This window comes from Streptomyces sp. NPDC007162 (assembly GCF_040634175.1).
In the GTDB taxonomy this organism is placed as follows: domain Bacteria; phylum Actinomycetota; class Actinomycetes; order Streptomycetales; family Streptomycetaceae; genus Streptomyces.
The window spans coordinates 12,703-31,704 of the sequence record NZ_JBEYFC010000038.1; the positions used below are offsets into that span (position 1 = coordinate 12,703).

15 protein-coding genes and 1 pseudogene are annotated in these 19,002 nt (G+C 71.5%); 11 read left to right on the forward strand and 5 right to left on the reverse strand.

The features are described from left to right. Positions 1-112 precede the first annotated feature (112 nt). The 6 genes from ABZ646_RS07100 to ABZ646_RS07125 all read left to right on the forward strand — a co-directional run bounded on the left by ABZ646_RS07100 (position 113) and on the right by ABZ646_RS07125 (position 6,597). Positions 113-1,342, forward strand: coding sequence for a DUF4190 domain-containing protein (locus ABZ646_RS07100; protein ID WP_360513814.1), 1,230 nt, complete (start codon positions 113-115; stop codon positions 1,340-1,342). 147 nt (positions 1,343-1,489) lie between these two features. Continuing rightward, positions 1,490-2,242 (forward strand): GntR family transcriptional regulator, encoded by a 753-nt coding sequence (locus ABZ646_RS07105; protein WP_360513817.1) that lies wholly within the window; start codon positions 1,490-1,492, stop codon positions 2,240-2,242. Between the two features lie 329 nt (positions 2,243-2,571). Next, positions 2,572-2,775, forward strand: a complete 204-nt coding sequence (locus tag ABZ646_RS07110) for an SPOR domain-containing protein (RefSeq protein ID WP_360513820.1) — start codon at positions 2,572-2,574, stop codon at positions 2,773-2,775. A 21-nt stretch (positions 2,776-2,796) separates the two neighbouring features. Beyond that, complete coding sequence (locus ABZ646_RS07115; RefSeq protein WP_360513823.1) at positions 2,797-3,201, forward strand: (deoxy)nucleoside triphosphate pyrophosphohydrolase; 405 nt, start codon at positions 2,797-2,799, stop codon at positions 3,199-3,201. Positions 3,202-3,305: 104 nt separating this feature from the next. Continuing rightward, a complete protein-coding gene (locus tag ABZ646_RS07120; protein WP_360513826.1) occupies positions 3,306-3,749 on the forward strand; it encodes an ATP-binding protein in 444 nt (147 codons plus the stop codon). A gap of 259 nt (positions 3,750-4,008) precedes the next feature. Next, the gene (locus tag ABZ646_RS07125) at positions 4,009-6,597 is read left to right on the forward strand and encodes a SpoIIE family protein phosphatase (RefSeq protein WP_360513829.1); all 2,589 of its coding nucleotides are present in this window, start codon (positions 4,009-4,011) and stop codon (positions 6,595-6,597) included. Between the two features lie 97 nt (positions 6,598-6,694). Here the strand turns inward: ABZ646_RS07125 and ABZ646_RS07130 are convergent, their stop codons facing one another. Beyond that, positions 6,695-8,167: a hypothetical protein gene (locus ABZ646_RS07130; RefSeq protein WP_360513832.1), complete on the reverse strand. Its 1,473-nt coding sequence runs from the start codon at positions 8,165-8,167 to the stop codon at positions 6,695-6,697. Between the two features lie 82 nt (positions 8,168-8,249). Between ABZ646_RS07130 and ABZ646_RS07135 the strand changes: the two genes are divergently transcribed. Then, positions 8,250-9,380, forward strand: coding sequence for a glycoside hydrolase family 18 protein (locus ABZ646_RS07135; protein WP_360513835.1), 1,131 nt, complete (start codon positions 8,250-8,252; stop codon positions 9,378-9,380). Beyond that, positions 9,377-10,366, forward strand: coding sequence for a phosphotransferase (locus tag ABZ646_RS07140; protein WP_360513838.1), 990 nt, complete (start codon positions 9,377-9,379; stop codon positions 10,364-10,366). The genes ABZ646_RS07135 and ABZ646_RS07140 overlap by 4 nt, the downstream gene beginning before the upstream one ends. Here the strand turns inward: ABZ646_RS07140 and ABZ646_RS07145 are convergent. Genes ABZ646_RS07145 through ABZ646_RS07160 form a run of 4 tightly spaced genes read right to left on the reverse strand, consistent with a single transcriptional unit; the run spans position 10,341 to position 14,221 of the window. Beyond that, positions 10,341-11,117, reverse strand: a complete 777-nt coding sequence (locus ABZ646_RS07145) for a succinate dehydrogenase/fumarate reductase iron-sulfur subunit (RefSeq protein ID WP_360513841.1) — start codon at positions 11,115-11,117, stop codon at positions 10,341-10,343. The genes ABZ646_RS07140 and ABZ646_RS07145 overlap by 26 nt on opposite strands. A 2-nt stretch (positions 11,118-11,119) precedes the next feature. Further along, positions 11,120-13,045, reverse strand: coding sequence for a fumarate reductase/succinate dehydrogenase flavoprotein subunit (locus ABZ646_RS07150; protein WP_360513844.1), 1,926 nt, complete (start codon positions 13,043-13,045; stop codon positions 11,120-11,122). Between the two features lie 15 nt (positions 13,046-13,060). Then, positions 13,061-13,882 carry a hypothetical protein gene (locus ABZ646_RS07155; RefSeq protein WP_360513847.1) on the reverse strand — a complete coding sequence of 274 codons (822 nt, stop codon included), beginning with the start codon at positions 13,880-13,882 and terminating at the stop codon, positions 13,061-13,063. A gap of 48 nt (positions 13,883-13,930) precedes the next feature. After that, positions 13,931-14,221 (reverse strand): hypothetical protein, encoded by a 291-nt coding sequence (locus ABZ646_RS07160; protein WP_360513850.1) that lies wholly within the window; start codon positions 14,219-14,221, stop codon positions 13,931-13,933. A gap of 334 nt (positions 14,222-14,555) precedes the next feature. Between ABZ646_RS07160 and ABZ646_RS07165 the strand changes: the two genes are divergently transcribed. The 3 genes and pseudogenes from ABZ646_RS07165 to ABZ646_RS07175 all read left to right on the forward strand — a co-directional run. Beyond that, the gene (locus tag ABZ646_RS07165; protein WP_360513853.1) at positions 14,556-16,820 is read left to right on the forward strand and encodes an ABC transporter family substrate-binding protein; all 2,265 of its coding nucleotides are present in this window, start codon (positions 14,556-14,558) and stop codon (positions 16,818-16,820) included. 153 nt (positions 16,821-16,973) lie between these two features. Next, on the forward strand, positions 16,974-18,881 hold the full coding sequence (gene typA / locus ABZ646_RS07170; RefSeq protein ID WP_360513856.1) for a translational GTPase TypA: 1,908 nt from the start codon (positions 16,974-16,976) through the stop codon (positions 18,879-18,881). A gap of 15 nt (positions 18,882-18,896) precedes the next feature. Further along, positions 18,897-19,002: pseudogene (locus ABZ646_RS07175) on the forward strand (LuxR C-terminal-related transcriptional regulator); the annotation flags it as partial.

Sequence of the window (19,002 nt, forward strand, 5' to 3'; positions counted from 1 at the left end):
TGCCCACCCTCATTCCGCCCCCGTTCACGGCGCGCCTACGATGCGCGCAGTCGTACGTCAGATCAGCCGTCCGTTTCCGCGCGGCCGACGCCCCCTCAGGAGCACGGTACCGGTGTCCATACCTCCGCCCCCCGGCCCCCACCAGCAACAAGGGCCGTATCAGCCGCCTCAGTCGGGCCTGCCGCAGTATCCGCAGTACCCGCAGGCGCCGTACGGGCAGCAGCCGCCGTACCCCTCGCCGTACCAGCCCTGGGGCCAGGGCTACGGTCCCCACCCGGCCCAGGCGCCCGTCAACGGTCTCGCCATCGCCTCCCTCGTCCTCGGGCTGCTGTGCTGCCTGCCGGGGGTGGGACTGGTGCTGGGGTTGGTCGCGCTGGCCCAGATCCGCGGGCGGGGGGAGCGCGGCAGGGCGATGGCGGTGACCGGCTCGGTGTTCTCCGGGATCGGGCTCGCCCTGCTGGTCCTGATGCTGGCCACGGGCGGCGCGGCCGACTTCTGGGAGGGCTTCAAGGAGGGCGCGAGCGACCGCTCCAGCCTCTCGCTGAGCACGGGCGACTGCTTCGACACCCCGGACCACGCGCTCGACGACGACCTGATCACCGACGTCACCCCCGTCGCCTGCGACGAGGGGCACGACGGCGAGGTCTTCGCCACCTACCGGCTCAAGGGCACCGCCTACCCGGGCGACGACGCGATCGGCGACTCCGCCGACGACCGCTGCTACGGCCTGGAGGACACCTACGTCCTGGACGTCTGGGCGGTCCCCGACGAGGTCGCCGTGTACTACTTCACGCCCAGCGAGGACAGTTGGGCCGCCGGGGACCGGGACGTGGTCTGCGTCTTCGGCAGCTCCACCAGCGGCGGCCGGCTCACCGACTCGTACCACCAGGGCCCCGAGGCCTACTCCGCCGACCAACTCGCCTACCTCAGGGCCGCGCACGTCCTGAACGCCGCCCTGGACACCGCGCCCGACTCCGAGTACATCGAGGACGACCTGTCCGGCAACAAAGCGTGGGCGGGCCGCATGGCCACGGCGCTCGGCAAGCAGACGGCGATGCTCCGCGCGCACCGGTGGGGCGCAGGGACGAAACAGCCGGTCCTGGCCCTCGCCGCCGACCTCGACAGGGCCCGCGCCGAGTGGGCGCAGGCCGCGCGGGCGCCGGACGTCGGCACCTTCTTCCCGCACTATGACAAGGGGTACAAACTGATCGACCCGCACCGCACGGTGACCGTACGCGATGCTCTGGGGCTCACCACCGTCCCGCCCGCGTACGAGGACGGCAGCGGCGGTGGGAGCGACGGCTCGGGGAACGGAGGGGGCGGCTCCGGCGTGGAGGTGTGAGCGGCGTCATAACGGGGAGAAAGTGCCTGCGCAAAGCCTTCCGCAACCCTTTGTCATCACATCGAGTGATTCTCTGGCCTTTGCTTGCACCGCTCAACCCACGGTTGCCACGCTGTAGCTGTCTGTACAACCTGATGGGAGCGGCCAGTGACTTTCGGTGAGCAGCCGGCGTATCTGCGTGTCGCGGGTGATCTCCGCAAGAAGATCGTCGACGGCTCGCTGCCCCCTCACACCCGGCTCCCCTCCCAGGCCCGCATCCGTGAGGAGTACGGCGTCTCGGACACCGTCGCCCTGGAGGCCCGCAAGGTGCTGATGGCCGAGGGGCTGGTCGAGGGCCGGTCCGGCTCCGGGACCTATGTCCGCGAGCGGCCCGTGCCCCGGCGGGTGGCCCGCTCCGGGTACCGTCCGGCGGGCGGCGCGACCCCGTTCCGGCAGGAGCAGGCCGACGCGGCGGCGCGCGGCACCTGGGAGTCCAGCAGCGAGCAGGCCGCGGCCGGCAGCGCGATCGCCGACCGGCTCGGCATCCAGGTCGGCGACCGGGTGATGCGCACCCGCTATCTGTTCCGGGACGCGGGTGAGCCGATGATGCTCTCCACCTCCTGGGAGCCCCTCGCCGTCACCGGCCGCACCCCCGTGATGCTGCCCGAGGAGGGCCCGCTCGGCGGGATGGGCGTGGTCGAGCGGATGCGCGCCATCGACGTCATCGTGGACAACGTCACCGAGGAGGTCGGCGCCCGTCCCGGCCTCGCCGAGGAACTGCTCACGCTCGGCGGGGTCCCCGGCCACGTGGTCCTCGTGATCCAGCGGACGTACTACGCCTCCGGCCGCCCGGTGGAGACCGCGGACGTCGTCGTCCCGGCGGACCGCTACCGCGCCTCCTACCACCTGCCGGTGAAGTAGCGCGCGGAGCACCTCTGCGTGAAGTAGCGCACACCCTTGCGGTGGTTCACGCCTGCCCGGCGCGGGTCCCCTTCCGTGGCCCGCCGCCGGAATCCGGCCGTTCTCGCAGGTGATCCCCGCTGTCCCCGGCGTGCCCGCGACCCGAAAGGTAAGGCGTGCCATGGGCGCACTCGTCATCGTGCGCCCCCGCCGTTCTGGCTGGTTGCGTACCTCTTTGTGAAAAGGCGTATTCGCTGAGTAAAGGTTGGGCGTACGCTCGGGCATATGCGGAGTGCGGTTTCCTTGACGGGGCGGGGATGGGCGGGAGCTGGGAGATACGGAGGGGCGCGATGACGGAAGGCACGGTCTCTCTCCCCTGGCTCGTCATACGGCAGGACGACAACGGCAATCGCTACCGCGTCGGCCGGTACGCGACCCGGGCCGAGGCGCAGAAGATCGCCGACAGTCTCGACGACCGCGGACACAAACAGCTCTACTGGGTCGAACGCGTCGGCCACGGCAACGGCAACGGGGACGGCGGCATCCGCAACTGAGCCTCCCGTAGGCTCCGGGCCATGAGCGAACGGATCGTGGTGGTCGGAGCCGCCCTGCTCGACGCCGGCCGCCTGCTCGCGGCCCGCCGCAGCGCACCCCCGGACCTGGCCGGCCGCTGGGAACTGCCCGGCGGCAAGGTGGAGCCCGGCGAGACCCCCGAGCACGCCCTGGTGCGCGAACTGAGCGAGGAGTTGGGGGTGGAGGCCGAGGCCGTGGCCCGCGTGCCGGGAGAGTGGCCGCTGCGGGACCCGTACGTCCTCCGTGTCTGGACCACCCGCCTCCGCCCCGGCTCACCCGCCCCCGAGCCCCTCCAGGACCACGACGAACTGCGCTGGCTGACACCGGAGCAGATCTGGTCGGTGAACTGGCTGGACCAGGACATACCGGCGGTACGAGAAATCGCCGCGAGCTGGAGCGCCCCGTAAGGGGAGCGGCGCCCGGCGGCCTCCCCTCTTACCTCGTTCGCACCACAGCGCACCCCTCTACGCGGTAATGCCCCATCGATACCGGGTATGTGCCCATTAACCCCATGAAACCGGGCATGGGCGGGCACGTTGCACGGGAAGTGATCGGTGTGATCGACACCGAAGGTGACACCGTCGAGTGGACCTTCCCCGCGGAACCGGGCGCCGTGCGCACCGCCCGTACCGCGGTCCGAGACCAACTGCGGGGCTGGCGTCTCGACCCCCTCGCCGACATCACGGCCCTTCTGGTCAGCGAGCTGGTCACCAACGCGATGCGGCACGCCACCGGCCCCATCGGCGTCCGCCTCGTCCGCCCTGCCGACCTGGAAGGCACCCTGCGCGTCGAGGTCTCCGACCCGCTCCCCGACCCCCCGCGGGAACGTGCCGCCAGCCCCGACGACGAGAGCGGCCGCGGCCTCCAACTGGTCGCCGGCTCCTCGCGGAGCTGGGGCACCCGCCCCGGCGTCAACGGCAAGACGGTCTGGTTCGAGCTGGCCGTACCCGGGTGAACCGGGTGAACGGGATGTACACCCGGCGCCGTGCCGTCCACTCGCGGGAGTGGCCCCGCAACGGGTGCCACACAGCGTGGTTCGAGGGCGTGTCCCCTGGTTAGAAGACTGGAAGTGTTGTCACGGACCGGTCCGGAAATCGCCTGGACCGTGCTGTGATCGTGAACACCGTGTCAGGCGGCGCCGTAGTGCTGGATACTGCGGGCAGCCGCACCCGGTGACCGGTGCCGGGCGCGGTGAGCTGGAGGGGACGGTTCGCGTGAGCGAGATACCAGCTGAGGCCACGGAGTCCGAGGATCCGTCGGACGGCGTGAGGGCGGGGACCGCGGTAGAGGCCGCGGCCCCTGGCGACGCCATGTGGCAGAGCAGCCCACCCGGCTCGATCTACGACTACATCAAGGTCGCCTCGTTCTCCATCGGCGCCGGCGGCCTGGTCGACCAGTGGAGCCTGCGCGCCGAGCAGATCTTCGGCATCCCCGCCGAGCGGGCCGTCGGCATGGATCCCATCGAGGCGTTCATAGACCCCGACCTCCGCGCGCGCGGCCAGCGGAAGATGGCCGAGATCCTCGACGGGCGGGAGTGGACCGGAGTGGTCCCGTTCCGGATGCCCGACGGCCCGGACGGCGCGCGCGGCGAGGAAGGTCTCGCCGAGGTCTACGTCATGCCCACCCGTACGGCCGAGGGCGAGAACGCGGCCGTGTGCATCGTCGTCGACGTCCGCACCCTGCGCAGCATCGAGACCGACCTGGCCGCCTCGCAGTCGATATTCGGTCAATCTCCTTTCGGTTTCCTGCTGATCGACCCCGACCTCCGGATCCGCCGCGCCAACCTGCGGTTCTCCTCCATCTTCGGCGGCACCCCCGACGACCACCGGGGCAAGGGCGTCCACGACTACCTGCCCCGTGCGGAGGCCGAGCGGGTCGCGGCCACCCTGCGCCGGGTCCTGGAGACCGGCAACTCCATCACCGACATGCACGTCACGGGCTTCGTGCCGGATTCCGAGGAGCGCCGGCACTGGTCCATCAACCTCTACCGGGTGCACAGCGGCACCGGCCGTCCCATCGGCATCGCCTGGCTGGGCCTGGACATCACCGCCCGCCGCGCCGCGGCCCGCGAGGCCGCCGCCGCCCGGCGCAACCTCGCCCTCCTCAACGAGGCCGGTGCCCGCATCGGCAACTCGCTCGACCTGGAGACCACCGCCCGCGAACTCCTCGACGTGGTCGTGCCCGGCTTCTGCGACCTCGCCACCGTCGACCTCTACCAGGGGCTGCTGGCCGGCGACGAGACCCCGCCGGGACTGGCCGACGGCAGCGCGGAGTTGCGCCGGGTCGCCTTCGCCAGCGCGGTCTCCGACGAGCCCTTCGTGGGCGGCGGCGCCCCGGTCGCCGTCGGCGCGGTCCACCACTACCCGTTCAACTCGCCCTGCGCGGACGCCCTGCGCACCGCACGCCCGCAGTACGTGCCCGCCTCCGACGGCGGCCTGGTGCAGTCCACGCTCGCCGTCCCGATGGTCGCCCACGACACGGTCGTCGGCCTCGTCCAGTTCGCCCGCACCAAGGGCAGCGAACCGTTCGGGGACCGCGACCGGGACCTCGCGGTCGAACTGGCCGCCCGCGCCGCGGTCTGCATCGACAACGCCCGCCTCTACCGCCGGGAGCACGAACGCGCGCTGATACTGCAACGGTCCCTGCTGCCGCCCGGCGACCCCGAGGCCTCGGGTCTCGACATCGCCTGCCGCTACCTGCCCGGCAACGCGGCGACCGAGGTCGGCGGCGACTGGTTCGACGTCATAGAACTCCCGGGCCACCGCACGGCGCTGGTGGTGGGCGACGTGATGGGGCGCGGGCTGCGCGCGGCGGTCGCGATGGGCGAACTGCGCACGGCCGTCCGCACGCTGGCCCTGCTCGACCTCGAACCGGCGGAGGTGCTGTCCGCGCTCGACGAGATCGCCCGCGGGCTCGGCACCCCCGGCGGGGTCCAGCAGGCCACCCGCACGGCCCGCCAGCCCCGCGACGCCGACCTGTCCGAGGTCTACCTCGCGACGTGCGTGTACGCGGTCTACGACTCCGTCACCAGGCGCTGCACGTTCGCCAACGCCGGCCACCTGCCGCCGGTACTGGTCGAACCCGGCGAGACGGCCCTGATGCTCGACGTCCCGCCCGGCATGCCGCTCGGTGTCGGCGGCGAGCCGTTCGAGGAGGTCGAGGTGGACCTCCCCGAGGGCTCCCTCCTCGCGCTCTACACCGACGGTCTCGTCGAATCCCGCGACCATCCCCTGGACGAGGGGCTCCAGGCGTTCGTCGGCGCCCTCACCGACCCCTCACAGCCCCTGGAGGACGTCTGCGACCACGTCCTCAACACCCTCGACACGCACCACGGCGAGGACGACATCGCCTTGCTCATGGCACGTGTACAGGGGCTGCCCGCCGAGCAGGTCGGCGACTGGACGCTGCCGCGCGAGCCGCGCAGTGTGGGACGCGCCCGGGAGTACGCGCGCGGCCAGTTGCTCAGCTGGGACCTCGAACCGCTGGTCGACACGACGGAGCTCCTGGTCAGCGAGCTGGTCACCAACGCCCTGCGGTACGGCGAGGGCGAGATACGGCTGCGTCTCCTGCTCGACCGCACCCTGGTGTGCGAGGTCTGGGACTCCGGACTGGTCCAGCCGAGGCGCCGCAGGGCGCGGGACACCGACGAGGGCGGGCGCGGACTGCAACTGGTCGGCCTGCTCAGCGCGGCGTGGGGCTCACGCCGGACGCCCCGGGGGAAGACGGTGTGGTTCGAGCTGCCGCTGCCGGACGGGGAAACGGGACTGACCGACCCCGCGGAGGCGCTGCTCAGCCTGTTCTGAGCGGGGTCGGTCCCGGCCGGTTCGTCAGACGCGGCGCGATCGGCCACAACCCACCCGCACCCGCCCGACCACGCGCCGCCCCCCACCCCCTCCCGCGCTACCCCCACCGCCCCCGCGTCTCCGGCCCCCCGAACGCCACCACGGGCCCCCCGTCCCCCTCCTCACCCAGCAGCACACCCCCGAGCACCACCCCCGCCAGCCCGCTCTCGTGCGCGGCCGGTCCGGCGAACGGGTTCCCGTGCGCCCGTACATCCCGTCCGGCCACCTCCCGCGCCCGCCGCGCCAGCCGGTCCGCGTCCGCCGGCGCGGCCGACCCCGCCTCCGCCAGCAGCGCCCGTGCCTGCACCCCCACCGCCCCGCGGTGCACCTCGACGAAGTCGTCCGCCACCCCCAGCGCGCTGCGCGCCACCAGCTCCGCCCCCGCCGCGATCACCCCGGCCCGTCCGCCCCCCGTCCCCTCCAGCGCCCGCACCACCCGGCGCAGGGCGTCCAGCGGGTCGTACGGCCCCCCCGTCAGCTCCCCGCGTACGGCGGCCAGCACCACGTCGGCATGGGCCAGCCGGGCCGGGAGGGCGGTCCCCCGCAACCCCGCCAGCTCCGCCTCCCCGCCCGTCAGGGCGGCCGGCAGCAGCCCCGCCGCCGTCCGCAGCTCCGCCACCAGCCGGGTCACCGCGTCCAGCAGCACGCCCGCCTGCGCCACGGCACCCTCGGCCGCGCACAACGCCCGCCGGTACCCGTCACCGTCGCCGGAATCCGCGCCCTGACGCGCCTGGTTGAGCCGCCCGGTCGCGAACACCAACCGGTCCTTGGCCTGTTCGACATGGCCGCGGACCGGGTCGACGGCAACCGCCCCGTACCGCTCGCCCGCCTGGGCCAGCGCGCTCTGCACGCCGCCCGTCCGCGCGGCCAGCTCCCGGAACCGTCCCTCGGCCGCCGCGAGCGCCTCCCCCCTGTCCCACTCGGCGTCGAACCCGGCCGCCTGGGCGTCCAGTTGGCGTCCGGCCTCCGCGCACCGCCCGATCACCCCCGCCAGCGCCTGGCGCCGGCCGCCGGCGTCCTCCGGCACCCCCTCCTCGTACCGCTGCCAGATCGCGAACGCGGCCGACAGCTCGGTCCGGGCGGAGCGCAGGGCCCGTACGACGGCCTCGCCGGCGTCGACGTGGCCGAGGGCCTCCCGGCTGGTGCGGACGCAGTCGTCGGCGAGGACGAGGGAGGCGCGGGCCTGCCGTTCCAGGTCGACGGGCGAGGGGGCCGGCGGGAGGGGGGAGACGATCCCCGGGGTGGTGCGCGAGCGGGCCCGCCGTATCCGCCGTACGTACCCGTAGCCGCCCAGTGCGCCGGCCGCCGCCACGGCGACCAGCGGGAGTACGTAGTCGGTGCCCGAAGCCCCGTCCGCCGAGGCTGCGGCGGACGTCCCGCCGCCGGTGGGAACCGGGTCCTGAGCCACGTTCGTCATCACCGGCAACACCAGCCAGACCACCCCGGCCACCCCGCCCAGCACCGTGTGCCCCACCCGCACACCTATGTGCCCGGTGGCATGCCTCGGCCGACCCCGGATCAAGGACGTCACATTTCGGAGCGTATGGGCAGCCAGTCGCCACCGCGACCGGGACGGGGACGCACGGGGGACGGCGAGACGAGGGGGACGGAAGATGGAACACCACCCGGAGAAGGAGCCGACATCACAGCCGCAGCCGGAGCAGGCCCCGCAGTCGGCGTCGGCCCCGCCGTCGGCCCCGGAGCCGGGCGGTACGGCGGGCGGGGGCGAAGGGTCCAGGAGAGTCCCCTGGAGGCGCCGGGCCAGGCGGGCCGGGCTTGTCGTCGTTCTCCTGCTGCTCGTCCCCCTCCTCATCGCCGAGACCGCCCTCCGCGTCAACTACACCGGCGACCCGAGGCCGGGCACCCGCACCCGGGACAAGGACGCCCTGTGGCTCGGACACGCCTGGGTCGACGGGCGCAAGGACGACGCCGACGTCACCGCCCTCGCCGCCCGGCTCGCCGGCACCGGCATCCGCGACCTCTACGTCCATGCCGGACCACTGGAACACAACGGCACGCTGCCCACATCGGCCCACCCCGAGGCCCGTTGGCTGATAACGGCCGTGCATCGAAAGCTGCCGGGCGTGCGGGTGCAGGCCTGGCTGGGGGACGAACTCGCGCCGGAGAAGCCGTACGCCATGCACCTGGAGAAGGCGGAGACGCGGGCCGCCGTCGTCGCCTCCGCCCGGGAGACCGTCGCCGCCGGGTTCGACGGCGTCCACTTCGACCTGGAGCCCCTGCACTCCGGCGACCGGAACTACCTCGCCCTGCTCGACGCCCTGCGCCCCGTGACCCCGTTGCTGTCCGTGGCCGCACACCAGATCGATCCGCTCCCGGCCTTTCACTCCTTCTGGGGGACTCTCACCGGTCATCCCAAATGGTGGTCACAGGAATACTTCGGTCAGGTCGCCCGCCGGGTCGACCAGATCGCCGTGATGTCGTACGACACCATGCAACCGCTGGAGAGCCTGTACGGAGGCTATGTCGCCCAGCAGACCAGCCTCGCGATCGAGGTCACCCCGGCCGGGACCGATCTTCTGATGGGGCTGCCCTTCTACCGGGAGAACCGTTTCGGCCACTGGGCGCACGCCGAGACCGTCCCGGCGGCCGTGCGAGGGGTTCGGCTGGGACTATCACGCGCGGCCCCGGATCGCGCTAACTTCGGCGTCGCCCTCTACGTCGACTTCGCCGCCACCGAGGATGACTGGACCTCCTATCGGAAGGACTGGGTTCGTACGCCATGACAACCGCTCGTGCCCACCTCACCCGTGACGACCTCGCACCGCTCGCCCGCGAGGCCCTCGGCAAGGTTCCCGCCGCCGTCACCCGGCTGCGCGGCGGATCCAAGAAAGGTGTCTACCGGCTCGCCCTCGACAACGGCCGCTCCGCGATCGCCTACGTCTGGTCCCCGGAGGAGGACTACTGGGGTCCCGCCGACGCCGACATCCGCGACCCCTTCGCGCACGCCTCGGGACTCGGCCTCTTCCTGTCGGCCCACGACCGGCTGACCGAACTCGGCGTGCGCACCCCGCGCCTGCTCTTCGTCGACGAGGAGGCCGAGTACCTGCCGTCGTACGCGGCGGTCGTCGAGGACGTCCGCGGCGGCAGCCTGGAGGTGCTGCTGCGCAGCGACCCGGGAGCGGCCCGGGTGCCGCTCGCCCGGCTCGCGGGGACGCTCGGCGTGCTCCGCGAGTGCACCGCCGCCGGATACGGCAAGGCCGCCCTCGTGGAGGAGGGCGGCAAGCCCCTCGGCGACTCCTGCGAACAGGTCGTCGCCGACCGGGCGGTGCACGACATCGCCGAACTGGCCGAGCGCGATCCCCGGGTGCGCGCGTCCCGCCGGGCGCTGACCGAGCGGATCCGCGAGCTCTTCGACGCGGTCGAGCCCCGCGACCACGCCTCCCTCGTGCACGGCGAACTCGGCCCGGACCACGTCCTGGTGACCGAGGAGGGCGACCCCGCACTCATCGACATCGAAGGCCTGATGTACTTCGACGCCGAATGGGAGCACGTCTTCCTTCAGCTCCGCTTCGGTCCGGCCTACGACGTGCTGCGCACCGCCGAACTCGACGAGGACCGGTTGCGGCTGTACCGGCTGGCGATGCACCTGAACCTCGTCGCCGGACCGCTCAGGCTGCTCGACGGCGACTTCCCGGAGCGCGAACAGATGCGGGACATCGCCGAGTCCAACCTCCGGCAGGCCCTCAGCCTCCTGCCGGACGCCTTCTGATCTTCGAGCCGAGCCACACCAGCGGGTCGTACTTGCGGTCCACGGCCCGCTCCTTCAGGGGGATCAGCGCGTTGTCCGTGATGTGGATGCCCTCGGGGCACACCTCCGTGCAGCACTTGGTGATGTTGCAGTAGCCGAGGCCGTGTTCGTCCTGGGCCGTGCGCTTGCGGTCCAGGCCGGACGCGTCGGCCGCGTCGAGGGGGTGCATGTCCAGTTCGGCCACCCGCATCAGGAAGCGCGGGCCCGCGAACGCCGTCTTGTTCTCCTCGTGGTCGCGCACCACATGGCAGGTGTCCTGGCACAGGAAGCACTCGATGCACTTGCGGAACTCCTGCGACCGGTCCACGTCCTCCTGGAACATCCGGTACTCGCCGGGGCCGACCCCGGCGGGCGGCACGAACGCCGGGACCTCCCTGGCCTTCTGGTAGTTGAAGCCGACGTCCGTGACGAGGTCGCGGATCACCGGGAAGGCGCGCAGCGGGGTGACCGTGATGGTCTCGTCCTGCGTGAAGACGGACATCCGGGTCATGCACATCAGCCGCGGCCGGCCGTTGATCTCCGCCGAGCAGGAACCGCACTTGCCCGCCTTGCAGTTCCAGCGGACGGCCAGGTCGGGCGCCTGGGTGGCCTGGAGGCGGTGGATGATGTCGAGGACCACCTCGCCCTCGTTCACCTCGACCTCGAAGTCCGTCAGGCCGCCGCCCTCGATGTCACCCCGCCACACTCTGAAGTGGGCCGTGTAGCCGCTCATTCCTACAGCTCCTCTTCGGCGAGGTACTTGGCGAGCTCTTCCTTCTCGAACAGGGCGAGCAGGTCGGCGCGGACGGGGTCGGTGTTCTCACGGGTGAGGTCGATCTGGCCGCGCACCGGGTCGGTGGCCGCCAGCCCTCCGGTCGGATCCGCCAGCCGGCACAGCAGGTTGACGGGTCGCCACCTGCGGTCCATCGTCGGGTGGTCCTCACGGGTGTGCCCGCCGCGCGACTCGGTGCGCTCCAGGGCGGCGCGGGCCACGCACTCGCTGACCAGCAGCATGTTCCTGAGGTCCAGGGCGAGATGCCAGCCCGGGTTGAACTGGCGGTGCCCCTCCACCCCGGCCCGGCGGGCCCGGACCCGCAGCGCGGCGAGCCGCTCCAGGGCCTGCTCCATCTCGCCCTCCCGGCGGATGATGCCGACCAGGTCGTTCATGGACTGCTGGAGCTCCTGGTGGAGGGTGTACGGGTTCTCCGGCGGGCCCCCGCCGGGTTCCTCGCTCTCCGCGGAGAACGGGCGCAGCGCCTCCGCGGCCGCGGTGTCGACCTGGTCGTCGTCCACCGGCGGCCGGGCGCCGAGTTCCGCCGCGTAGTCGGCCGCGTGCCAGCCCGCCCGGCGGCCGAACACGAGCAGGTCGGACAGCGAGTTGCCGCCGAGCCGGTTGGAGCCGTGCATCCCGCCGGCCACCTCGCCGGCCGCGAACAGACCCGGTACCCCGCGCGCGGCGGCGGTGTCGGAGTCCACCGCGACCCCGCCCATCACGTAGTGGCAGGTCGGCCCGACCTCCATGGCCTCCGCGGTGATGTCCACGTCCGCCAGCTCCTTGAACTGGTGGTACATGGAAGGCAGCCGGCGCCGGATCACCTCGGCCGGCATGCGCGTCGACACGTCCAGGAAGACCCCGCCGTGCGGGGAGCCGCGGCCCGCCTTCACCTCGGAGTTGATGGCCCGGGCCACCTCGTCGCGGGGGAGCAGTTCCGGAGGACGCCGGTTGTTGTCGGGGTCCTCGTACCAGCGGTCGCCCTCCTCCTCGGACTCGGCGTACTTCTCCTTGAAGACGTCCGGGATGTAGTCGAACATGAACCGCTTGCCCTCGGAGTTCCTGAGCACCCCGCCGTCACCGCGCACCGACTCGGTGACCAGGATCCCCTTCACCGACGGCGGCCAGACCATGCCCGTCGGGTGGAACTGCACGAACTCCATGTTCAGCAGCGGCGCCCCGGCCAGCAGCGCCAGCGCGTGCCCGTCGCCGGTGTACTCCCACGAGTTCGACGTCACCTTGAAGGACTTGCCGATGCCCCCGGTCGCGATCACCACGGCGGGCGCTTCGAGGACGAAGAAACGGCCGCTCTCGCGCTCGTACGCGAAGACGCCGGAGACCCGCCTGCCGTCTTTGAGGATCCGCGTGACCGTGCACTCCTGGAAGACCTTGAGCCGGGACTCGTAGTCGCCGGTCTCCTTCTTGTCCTCCTGCTGGAGCGAGACGATCTTCTGTTGGAGGGTGCGGATCAGTTCGAGGCCCGTGCGGTCGCCGACGTGGGCGAGGCGCGGGTACTCGTGGCCGCCGAAGTTGCGCTGGGAGATCTTCCCGTCCTTCGTGCGGTCGAACAGGGCGCCCCAGGTCTCCAGCTCCCAGACCCGGTCCGGGGCCTCCTTGGCGTGCAGTTCGGCCATCCGCCACTGGTTGAGGAACTTGCCGCCGCGCATGGTGTCGCGGAAGTGGACCTGCCAGTTGTCGTGCTCGTTGACGTTGGCCATGGCCGCCGCGATGCCGCCCTCGGCCATCACCGTGTGGGCCTTGCCGAACAGCGACTTGCAGATCACCGCCGTACGGGCGCCCCGCTCGCGCGCCTCGATCGCGGCGCGCAGGCCCGCGCCGCCGGCGCCGACGACCACCACGTCCCACTGCTGCCGCTCCACCGCCGCCATCAGAAGCCCCAGTCCCTAGAAGAATCGCGGATCGTCGAAGACACCGGACGCGAGCAGGTAGACGTAGAAGTCGGCGAGCGCGACGCTCACCAACGACGCCCAGGCGAGCAGCATGTGCCGGGCGTTGAGCCGGCCCACGAACTGCCATGCCTTGTAGCGCACGGGGTGTGTGGAGAAGTGTTTGAGCTTGCCGCCGACGATGTGCCGGCAGGAGTGGCAGGACAGCGTGTACAGCCAGATCAGCGTGATGTTGGCCAGGAAGACCAGGGTGCCCAGGCCCATGTGACCCCAGCGCTCGTGCGGGTCGCGGAAGGACAGGACGGTGTCGTAGGTCAGCACGCAGGCGACCAGCAGGGCGGCGTAGAAGAAGTACCGGTGGATGTTCTGCAGGATCAGCGGGAAGCGGGTCTCGCCGGTGTACTTCGCGTGCGGCTCGGCCACCGCGCAGGCCGGCGGGGACGCCCAGAAGCTGCGGTAGTAGGCCTTGCGGTAGTAGTAGCAGGTCAGCCGGAAGCCCAGCGGGAAGATCAGGATGATGATCGCCGGTGAGATCGCCCACCAGCTGCCGAAGAGGTCGGCGTTCGGTCCGACCGGCATGTTCTTGCAGTTCTCCGCCAGACACGGCGAGTAGAACGGCGAGACGTACGGCGCCGAGTAGTAGTGGGCGTTCGCGAACGCGCGCCAGGTCGAGTAGACGACGAACGCGAACAGACCGGCCGCGGTGACGGCGGGTGCCAGCCACCAGCGGTCGGTCCGCAGGTGCGGGGCGGAGATCGCGGCGCGCGTACGGGTGCGTACGCCGCCGCTGTTCGGATGTGGTTCCGTACCAGTGGCCAACGGATGACTCCGGTCGGTTCGGGGGGCGGGGGCCTGCGGGCGGCGCTCCTACGGCGCGTGCCGGTCGCGGGCGCCGAGACCCTCGTCGTCCGTGTCCGTCCACAGGTTGATGTCGTACGGGTCGTCGGAGATGGTGACGAGCTCAGGGCGCTTGCCGGGGGCGCCGGTGTGGGCGGCCTCCCGCAGCAGGGCGACGCTCTCGCGCAGGTGATCGGCGTCGGTGCGGACGCGGCGCATCTCCAGTCCGCCGCTCCCGAGCTGCTGCTCCAGGCGGCCGACGGACCGGGTCAGGTCTTCTAGGCAACGCTGGACTGACGTCAGGTCGTCGTGCACGGACATGACGTGACCTCACTTCCACGGACTCGGTGGTCCAAGGCGGCGACGTTCATGCGCCTGCGAGTGTTGCGCGTCACACCTGCCGATGTGAAGCCATGTGCAGCGATTGGCGGATTGCAGGCCTCCGTCGCACGCCCGCACGCGCTCTGTGTGCGCCGGGGCGTTGCGCCGCACGGGTGGGCTTTGACACTCCGCGCCGCCGTGTCGTCCCCGGCCGGGGGACCCCGTCCATTTCAGTGGGGTCCGTACAACTGACGTACATGTGATCAACTCCAAAATACCCCCAAATGTGAACAAACCGCACCCGTGTCACGGGGTCTCCCGGAGGTAAGCAGAGATGTCTCACCACGGCGTCGGCCACAGCGCCCCGTCAGGGGCGCGGGGCGCTATTGAACGTGCGGCTACCGCCGCGCGGGCGCGACAGGCCACGACGGCGCCGCAGCCGCACGACGGCCGCACATCGCGGCGCCTCCAACGCAGCCTCGCCTTCCTCGCCGCCGGCGCCCTGGCCGCCCCCCTCCTCGCCGGCTGCGGCTCCGACGACGAGGGCAGCAAGCCGCTCGCCGGACCGGACATCGCGGCGGTCGCCCGGGACGCGGTCGCCGAGGGCGGCACGCTCAAGATGGCCGTGGACGCCGTACCGGAGACCCTCAACACCTTCCAGGCCGACGCCGACGCCGGCACCACCCGGGTCGCCCAGGCCGTCCTGCCGTCGATGTTCACCATCGACGCCACCGGCAAGCCCGTCCGCAACCCCGACTACCTGGAGTCCGCGAAGGTCATCGAGACCGAGCCGCGCCAGGTCGTCCTCTACAAGCTCAACCAGCAGGCCGTCTGGAGCGACGGCCGGGAGATCGGCGCCGCCGACTTCGCCGCCCAGTGGCGCGCCCTGTCCGGCAAGGACCCCGCCTACTGGACCGCCCGCAACGCCGGGTACGACCGCATCGCCCAGATCGAGCGCGGCGCCAACGACCTGGAGGTCCGGGTCACCTTCGACCGTCCGTACGCCGACTGGCAGTCGCTGTTCTCGCCGCTGTACCCGAAGGACGTCATGGGCACCCCGGACACCTTCAACGACGGTGCCCGCCGCAAGCTCTCGGTCACGGCCGGACCCTTCAAGGTCGACAAGGTCGACACCGCCAAGAAGGACGTGGTCCTCACCCGCAGCCCGCGCTGGTGGGGCCGCCCGGCCAAGCTCGACGAGATCGACCTGCACGCCGTCCCCCGCGAGAAGCGGGCCTCGGCGCTGGCCGCCGGCACGGTCGACGTCGCGGACATCGACGCCTCCGAGGCCGAGCGGATCATCATCGCCGGGCGCGACAAGGGCACCGGCACGCCACTGCAGGGCGCGGGCAAGACCTCCGCCAAGAAGCTGCGCTCCTGGGCGCTCACCCTCGGCATGGACGAGGAGAAACTGCCGAAGGGGCCGAAGAAGCTCCGCAGGAGCATCGCGAAGTGGCTGGAGCAGCAGCAGGAACTGCGGGCCTTCGACGTGCGCAAGTCGCTGGAGCCCGCCTACACCCAGCTCGCCCTGAACGGCTCCGAGGGTCCCCTCGCCGACGAGCGGGTCCGGCGGGCCGTCGCCCGCGCGCTCGACCGCAAGGCCCTGGCCAAGCTGGTCCTCGCCCCGTTGGGGCTGCCCGCGGTACCGGTCGGCAGCCACCTCGGCCTCTCCGGGCAGGCCGTCTACGCCGACGGCAGCGGGGCGCTCGGCGGCCTCGACACCCACGAGGCGCAGGCGCTGCTCGCCGACGCGGGCTGGGTGGCCGGCGGACCGATCAAGGCGGCGGGCAAGGCGGCCGGCGCGGAGGGCGAGAAGGGCGAGAAGGGGGACAAGGGCGAGAAGGGCGACGGCGACAAGGAGGACAAGTCCGACGGCGGGCGGGACGGGCAGTACATCGTCGGGGAGGACGACAAGGGGCCCGACGGCAAGGACACCCGCGACCACCAGAAGGACCACGCGCACGGGGCGCCCGGTGCGTACGCGCCGAAGGGCACCGCCGCGCCCAGGGGTGCCGGAGCGCCGGCCGGGCCGCTGGCCAAGGACGGGCAGGCGCTCTCGCTGCGGTTCGTGCTGCCCTCCGGGCCGGGCTCGGAGACGCTCCGGGCGGTCGCCGACCAGATCTCGAAGATGCTGGACAAGGTGGGGATTCTCACCGAGATCAAGAAGGTCTCCGACGACAGCTACTTCAAGGACCACATCGCGGCCGGGCAGTACGACCTCGCGCTGTACTCGTGGCCGGCGTCCGCGTACCCGGCGACGGACGCACGGCCGATCTACGCGAAGCCCGTGGTGGCGGCCGACGGGTCGCTGAACGTGGAGCAGAACTACACGCGGGTGGGCACCGACCAGGTGGACCAGCTCTTCGACCAGGCGCTCGGGACGCTGGACGAGGACGAGGCGGACGGTCTGCTGCGCAAGGCGGACTCCCGGATCTGGGCCTCGGCGGGATCACTGCCGCTGTACCAGCGGCCGCAGATCGTGGGCGCCCGCAAGGGGCTGGTGAACGTGGGGGCCTTCGGGTTCCGCACGCCGGTCTACCAGGACATGGGATTCCTGAAGAAGGGGGCGAAGGCGTCGGCGAGTCCGGCCAAGGGGTAGAGCGCCCGGAACGGCCTTTCCGGCGGCCCAGCGAGCCCCAGTTACAAACGACACGTAACATGGGGTGAGGCCGTGGCGTGTCAAGCCCGGCAGGCCCACGTCAAACGGACGTACGCAGAGGGCCTTCTCAACACCCCGGGAGTACGCCGCACCATGGCTACGCGCCACGACATCCGCAACGTCGCCATCGTCGCCCACGTCGACCACGGCAAGACGACCCTCGTCGACGCCATGCTGAAGCAGGCCGGTGCCTTCGCGGCGCACGCCGCCGAGTCGCTCGACGACCGCATGATGGACTCGAACGACCTGGAGCGTGAGAAGGGCATCACGATCCTGGCCAAGAACACGGCCGTGAAGTACCACCCCAAGGATGGCGGCGACGTCATCACCATCAACATCATCGACACCCCGGGCCACGCCGACTTCGGTGGCGAGGTCGAGCGCGGTCTGTCGATGGTGGACGCGGTGGTGCTGCTCGTCGACGCCTCCGAGGGCCCGCTGCCGCAGACCCGCTTCGTGCTGCGCAAGGCCCTCCAGCAGCGCCTGCCCGTCATCCTGTGCATCAACAAGACGGACCGCCCGGACTCCCGGATCGACGAGGTCGTCAACGAGACCTACGACCTCTTCCTCGATCTGGACGCCGACGAGGACCAGATCGAGTTCCCGATCGTCTACGCGTGCGCGCGGGACGGTGTGGCCTCGCTGACCAAGCCCGAGGACGGCACCGTCCCGCAGGACAGCGACAACCTGGAGCCGTTCTTCTCCACCATCCTGTCGCACGTCCCGGCCCCCGAGTACGACGAGTCGGCCCCCCTCCAGGCGCACGTCACCAACCTGGACGCCGACAACTTCCTCGGCCGTATCGCGCTGCTCCGCGTCGAGCAGGGCGAGCTGCGCAAGGGCCAGACCGTCACCTGGATCAAGCGTGACGGCACGATGTCCAACGTGCGCATCACCGAGCTGCTGATGACCGAGGCGCTCACCCGCAAGCCCGCCGAGGTGGCGGGCCCGGGTGACATCTGTGCCGTCGCCGGTATCGCGGAGATCATGATCGGTGAGACCCTCGCCGACCCCGAGAACCCGATCCCGCTGCCGCTGATCACGGTCGACGAGCCGGCGATCTCGATGACCATCGGTACGAACACGTCGCCGCTGGTCGGCCGTGGCGGCACCGGCAAGGGCGCCGACAACAAGGCGGCGGTCAAGGACCGCAAGGTGACCGCCCGTCAGGTCAAGGACCGCCTCGACCGCGAGCTGATCGGTAACGTCTCGCTGCGCGTGCTCGACACCGAGCGTCCGGACGCCTGGGAGGTCCAGGGCCGTGGTGAGCTGGCGCTCGCCATCCTGGTCGAGCAGATGCGCCGCGAGGGCTTCGAGCTGACCATCGGCAAGCCGCAGGTCGTCACCAAGCAGGTCGACGGCAAGACGTACGAGCCCGTCGAGCGCATGACGATCGACGTGCCCGAGGAGCACATGGGCGCGGTCACGCAGCTCATGGGCGTCCGCAAGGGCCGGATGGACAACATGTCCAACCACGGCTCCGGCTGGGTCCGCATGGAGTTCGTGGTGCCGTCCCGCGGTCTCATCGGCTTCCGTACCGAGTTCCTCACGCAGACCCGCGGCACGGGCATCGGCCACTCCATCCACGAGGGCCACGAGCCCTGGTTCGGCCCCCTGCAGACCCGTAACAACGGCTCCCTGGTCGCCGACCGCGCCGGTGCCGTCACCGCGTTCGCGATGACGAACCTCCAGGAGCGCGGTGTGCTGTTCACGGAGCCCGGCACCGAGGTGTACGAGGGCATGATCGTCGGCGAGAACTCCCGCTCCGACGACATGGACGTCAACATCACCAAGGAGAAGAAGCTCACGAACATGCGGTCGTCCTCGGCCGACACGTTCGAGGCGATCGTGCCGCCGCGCAAGCTCTCCCTGGAGCAGTCGCTGGAGTTCTGCCGCGACGACGAGTGCGTCGAGGTGACCCCGGAGGCCGTCCGGATCCGCAAGGTGAACCTGGACGCCCGCGAGCGGGCCCGCGCCGCCAGCCGCGCCAAGCACGGCTGACGCCGGCTTCCCACAGCCCGCGACCAGTCCAACCTGGAGATCGCCGACCGGCTCTACATCAGCGAGGCGACCGTGAAGACCCACCTCAACCGCACCATGACCAAGCTCGACCTGGGCAGCC

Coding starts and splice junctions, on each gene's coding strand:
- ABZ646_RS07110 (WP_360513820.1), top strand. CDS start 2,572: ATGACGGAAGGCACGGTCTCTCTCCCCTGGCTCGTCATACGGCAGGAC.
- ABZ646_RS07115 (WP_360513823.1), top strand. CDS start 2,797: ATGAGCGAACGGATCGTGGTGGTCGGAGCCGCCCTGCTCGACGCCGGC.
- ABZ646_RS07120 (WP_360513826.1), top strand. CDS start 3,306: ATGAAACCGGGCATGGGCGGGCACGTTGCACGGGAAGTGATCGGTGTG.
- ABZ646_RS07135 (WP_360513835.1), top strand. CDS start 8,250: ATGGAACACCACCCGGAGAAGGAGCCGACATCACAGCCGCAGCCGGAG.
- ABZ646_RS07140 (WP_360513838.1), top strand. CDS start 9,377: ATGACAACCGCTCGTGCCCACCTCACCCGTGACGACCTCGCACCGCTC.
- ABZ646_RS07145 (WP_360513841.1), bottom strand. CDS start 11,117: ATGAGCGGCTACACGGCCCACTTCAGAGTGTGGCGGGGTGACATCGAG.
- ABZ646_RS07150 (WP_360513844.1), bottom strand. CDS start 13,045: ATGGCGGCGGTGGAGCGGCAGCAGTGGGACGTGGTGGTCGTCGGCGCC.
- ABZ646_RS07160 (WP_360513850.1), bottom strand. CDS start 14,221: ATGTCCGTGCACGACGACCTGACGTCAGTCCAGCGTTGCCTAGAAGAC.
- ABZ646_RS07165 (WP_360513853.1), top strand. CDS start 14,556: ATGTCTCACCACGGCGTCGGCCACAGCGCCCCGTCAGGGGCGCGGGGC.
- typA (WP_360513856.1), top strand. CDS start 16,974: ATGGCTACGCGCCACGACATCCGCAACGTCGCCATCGTCGCCCACGTC.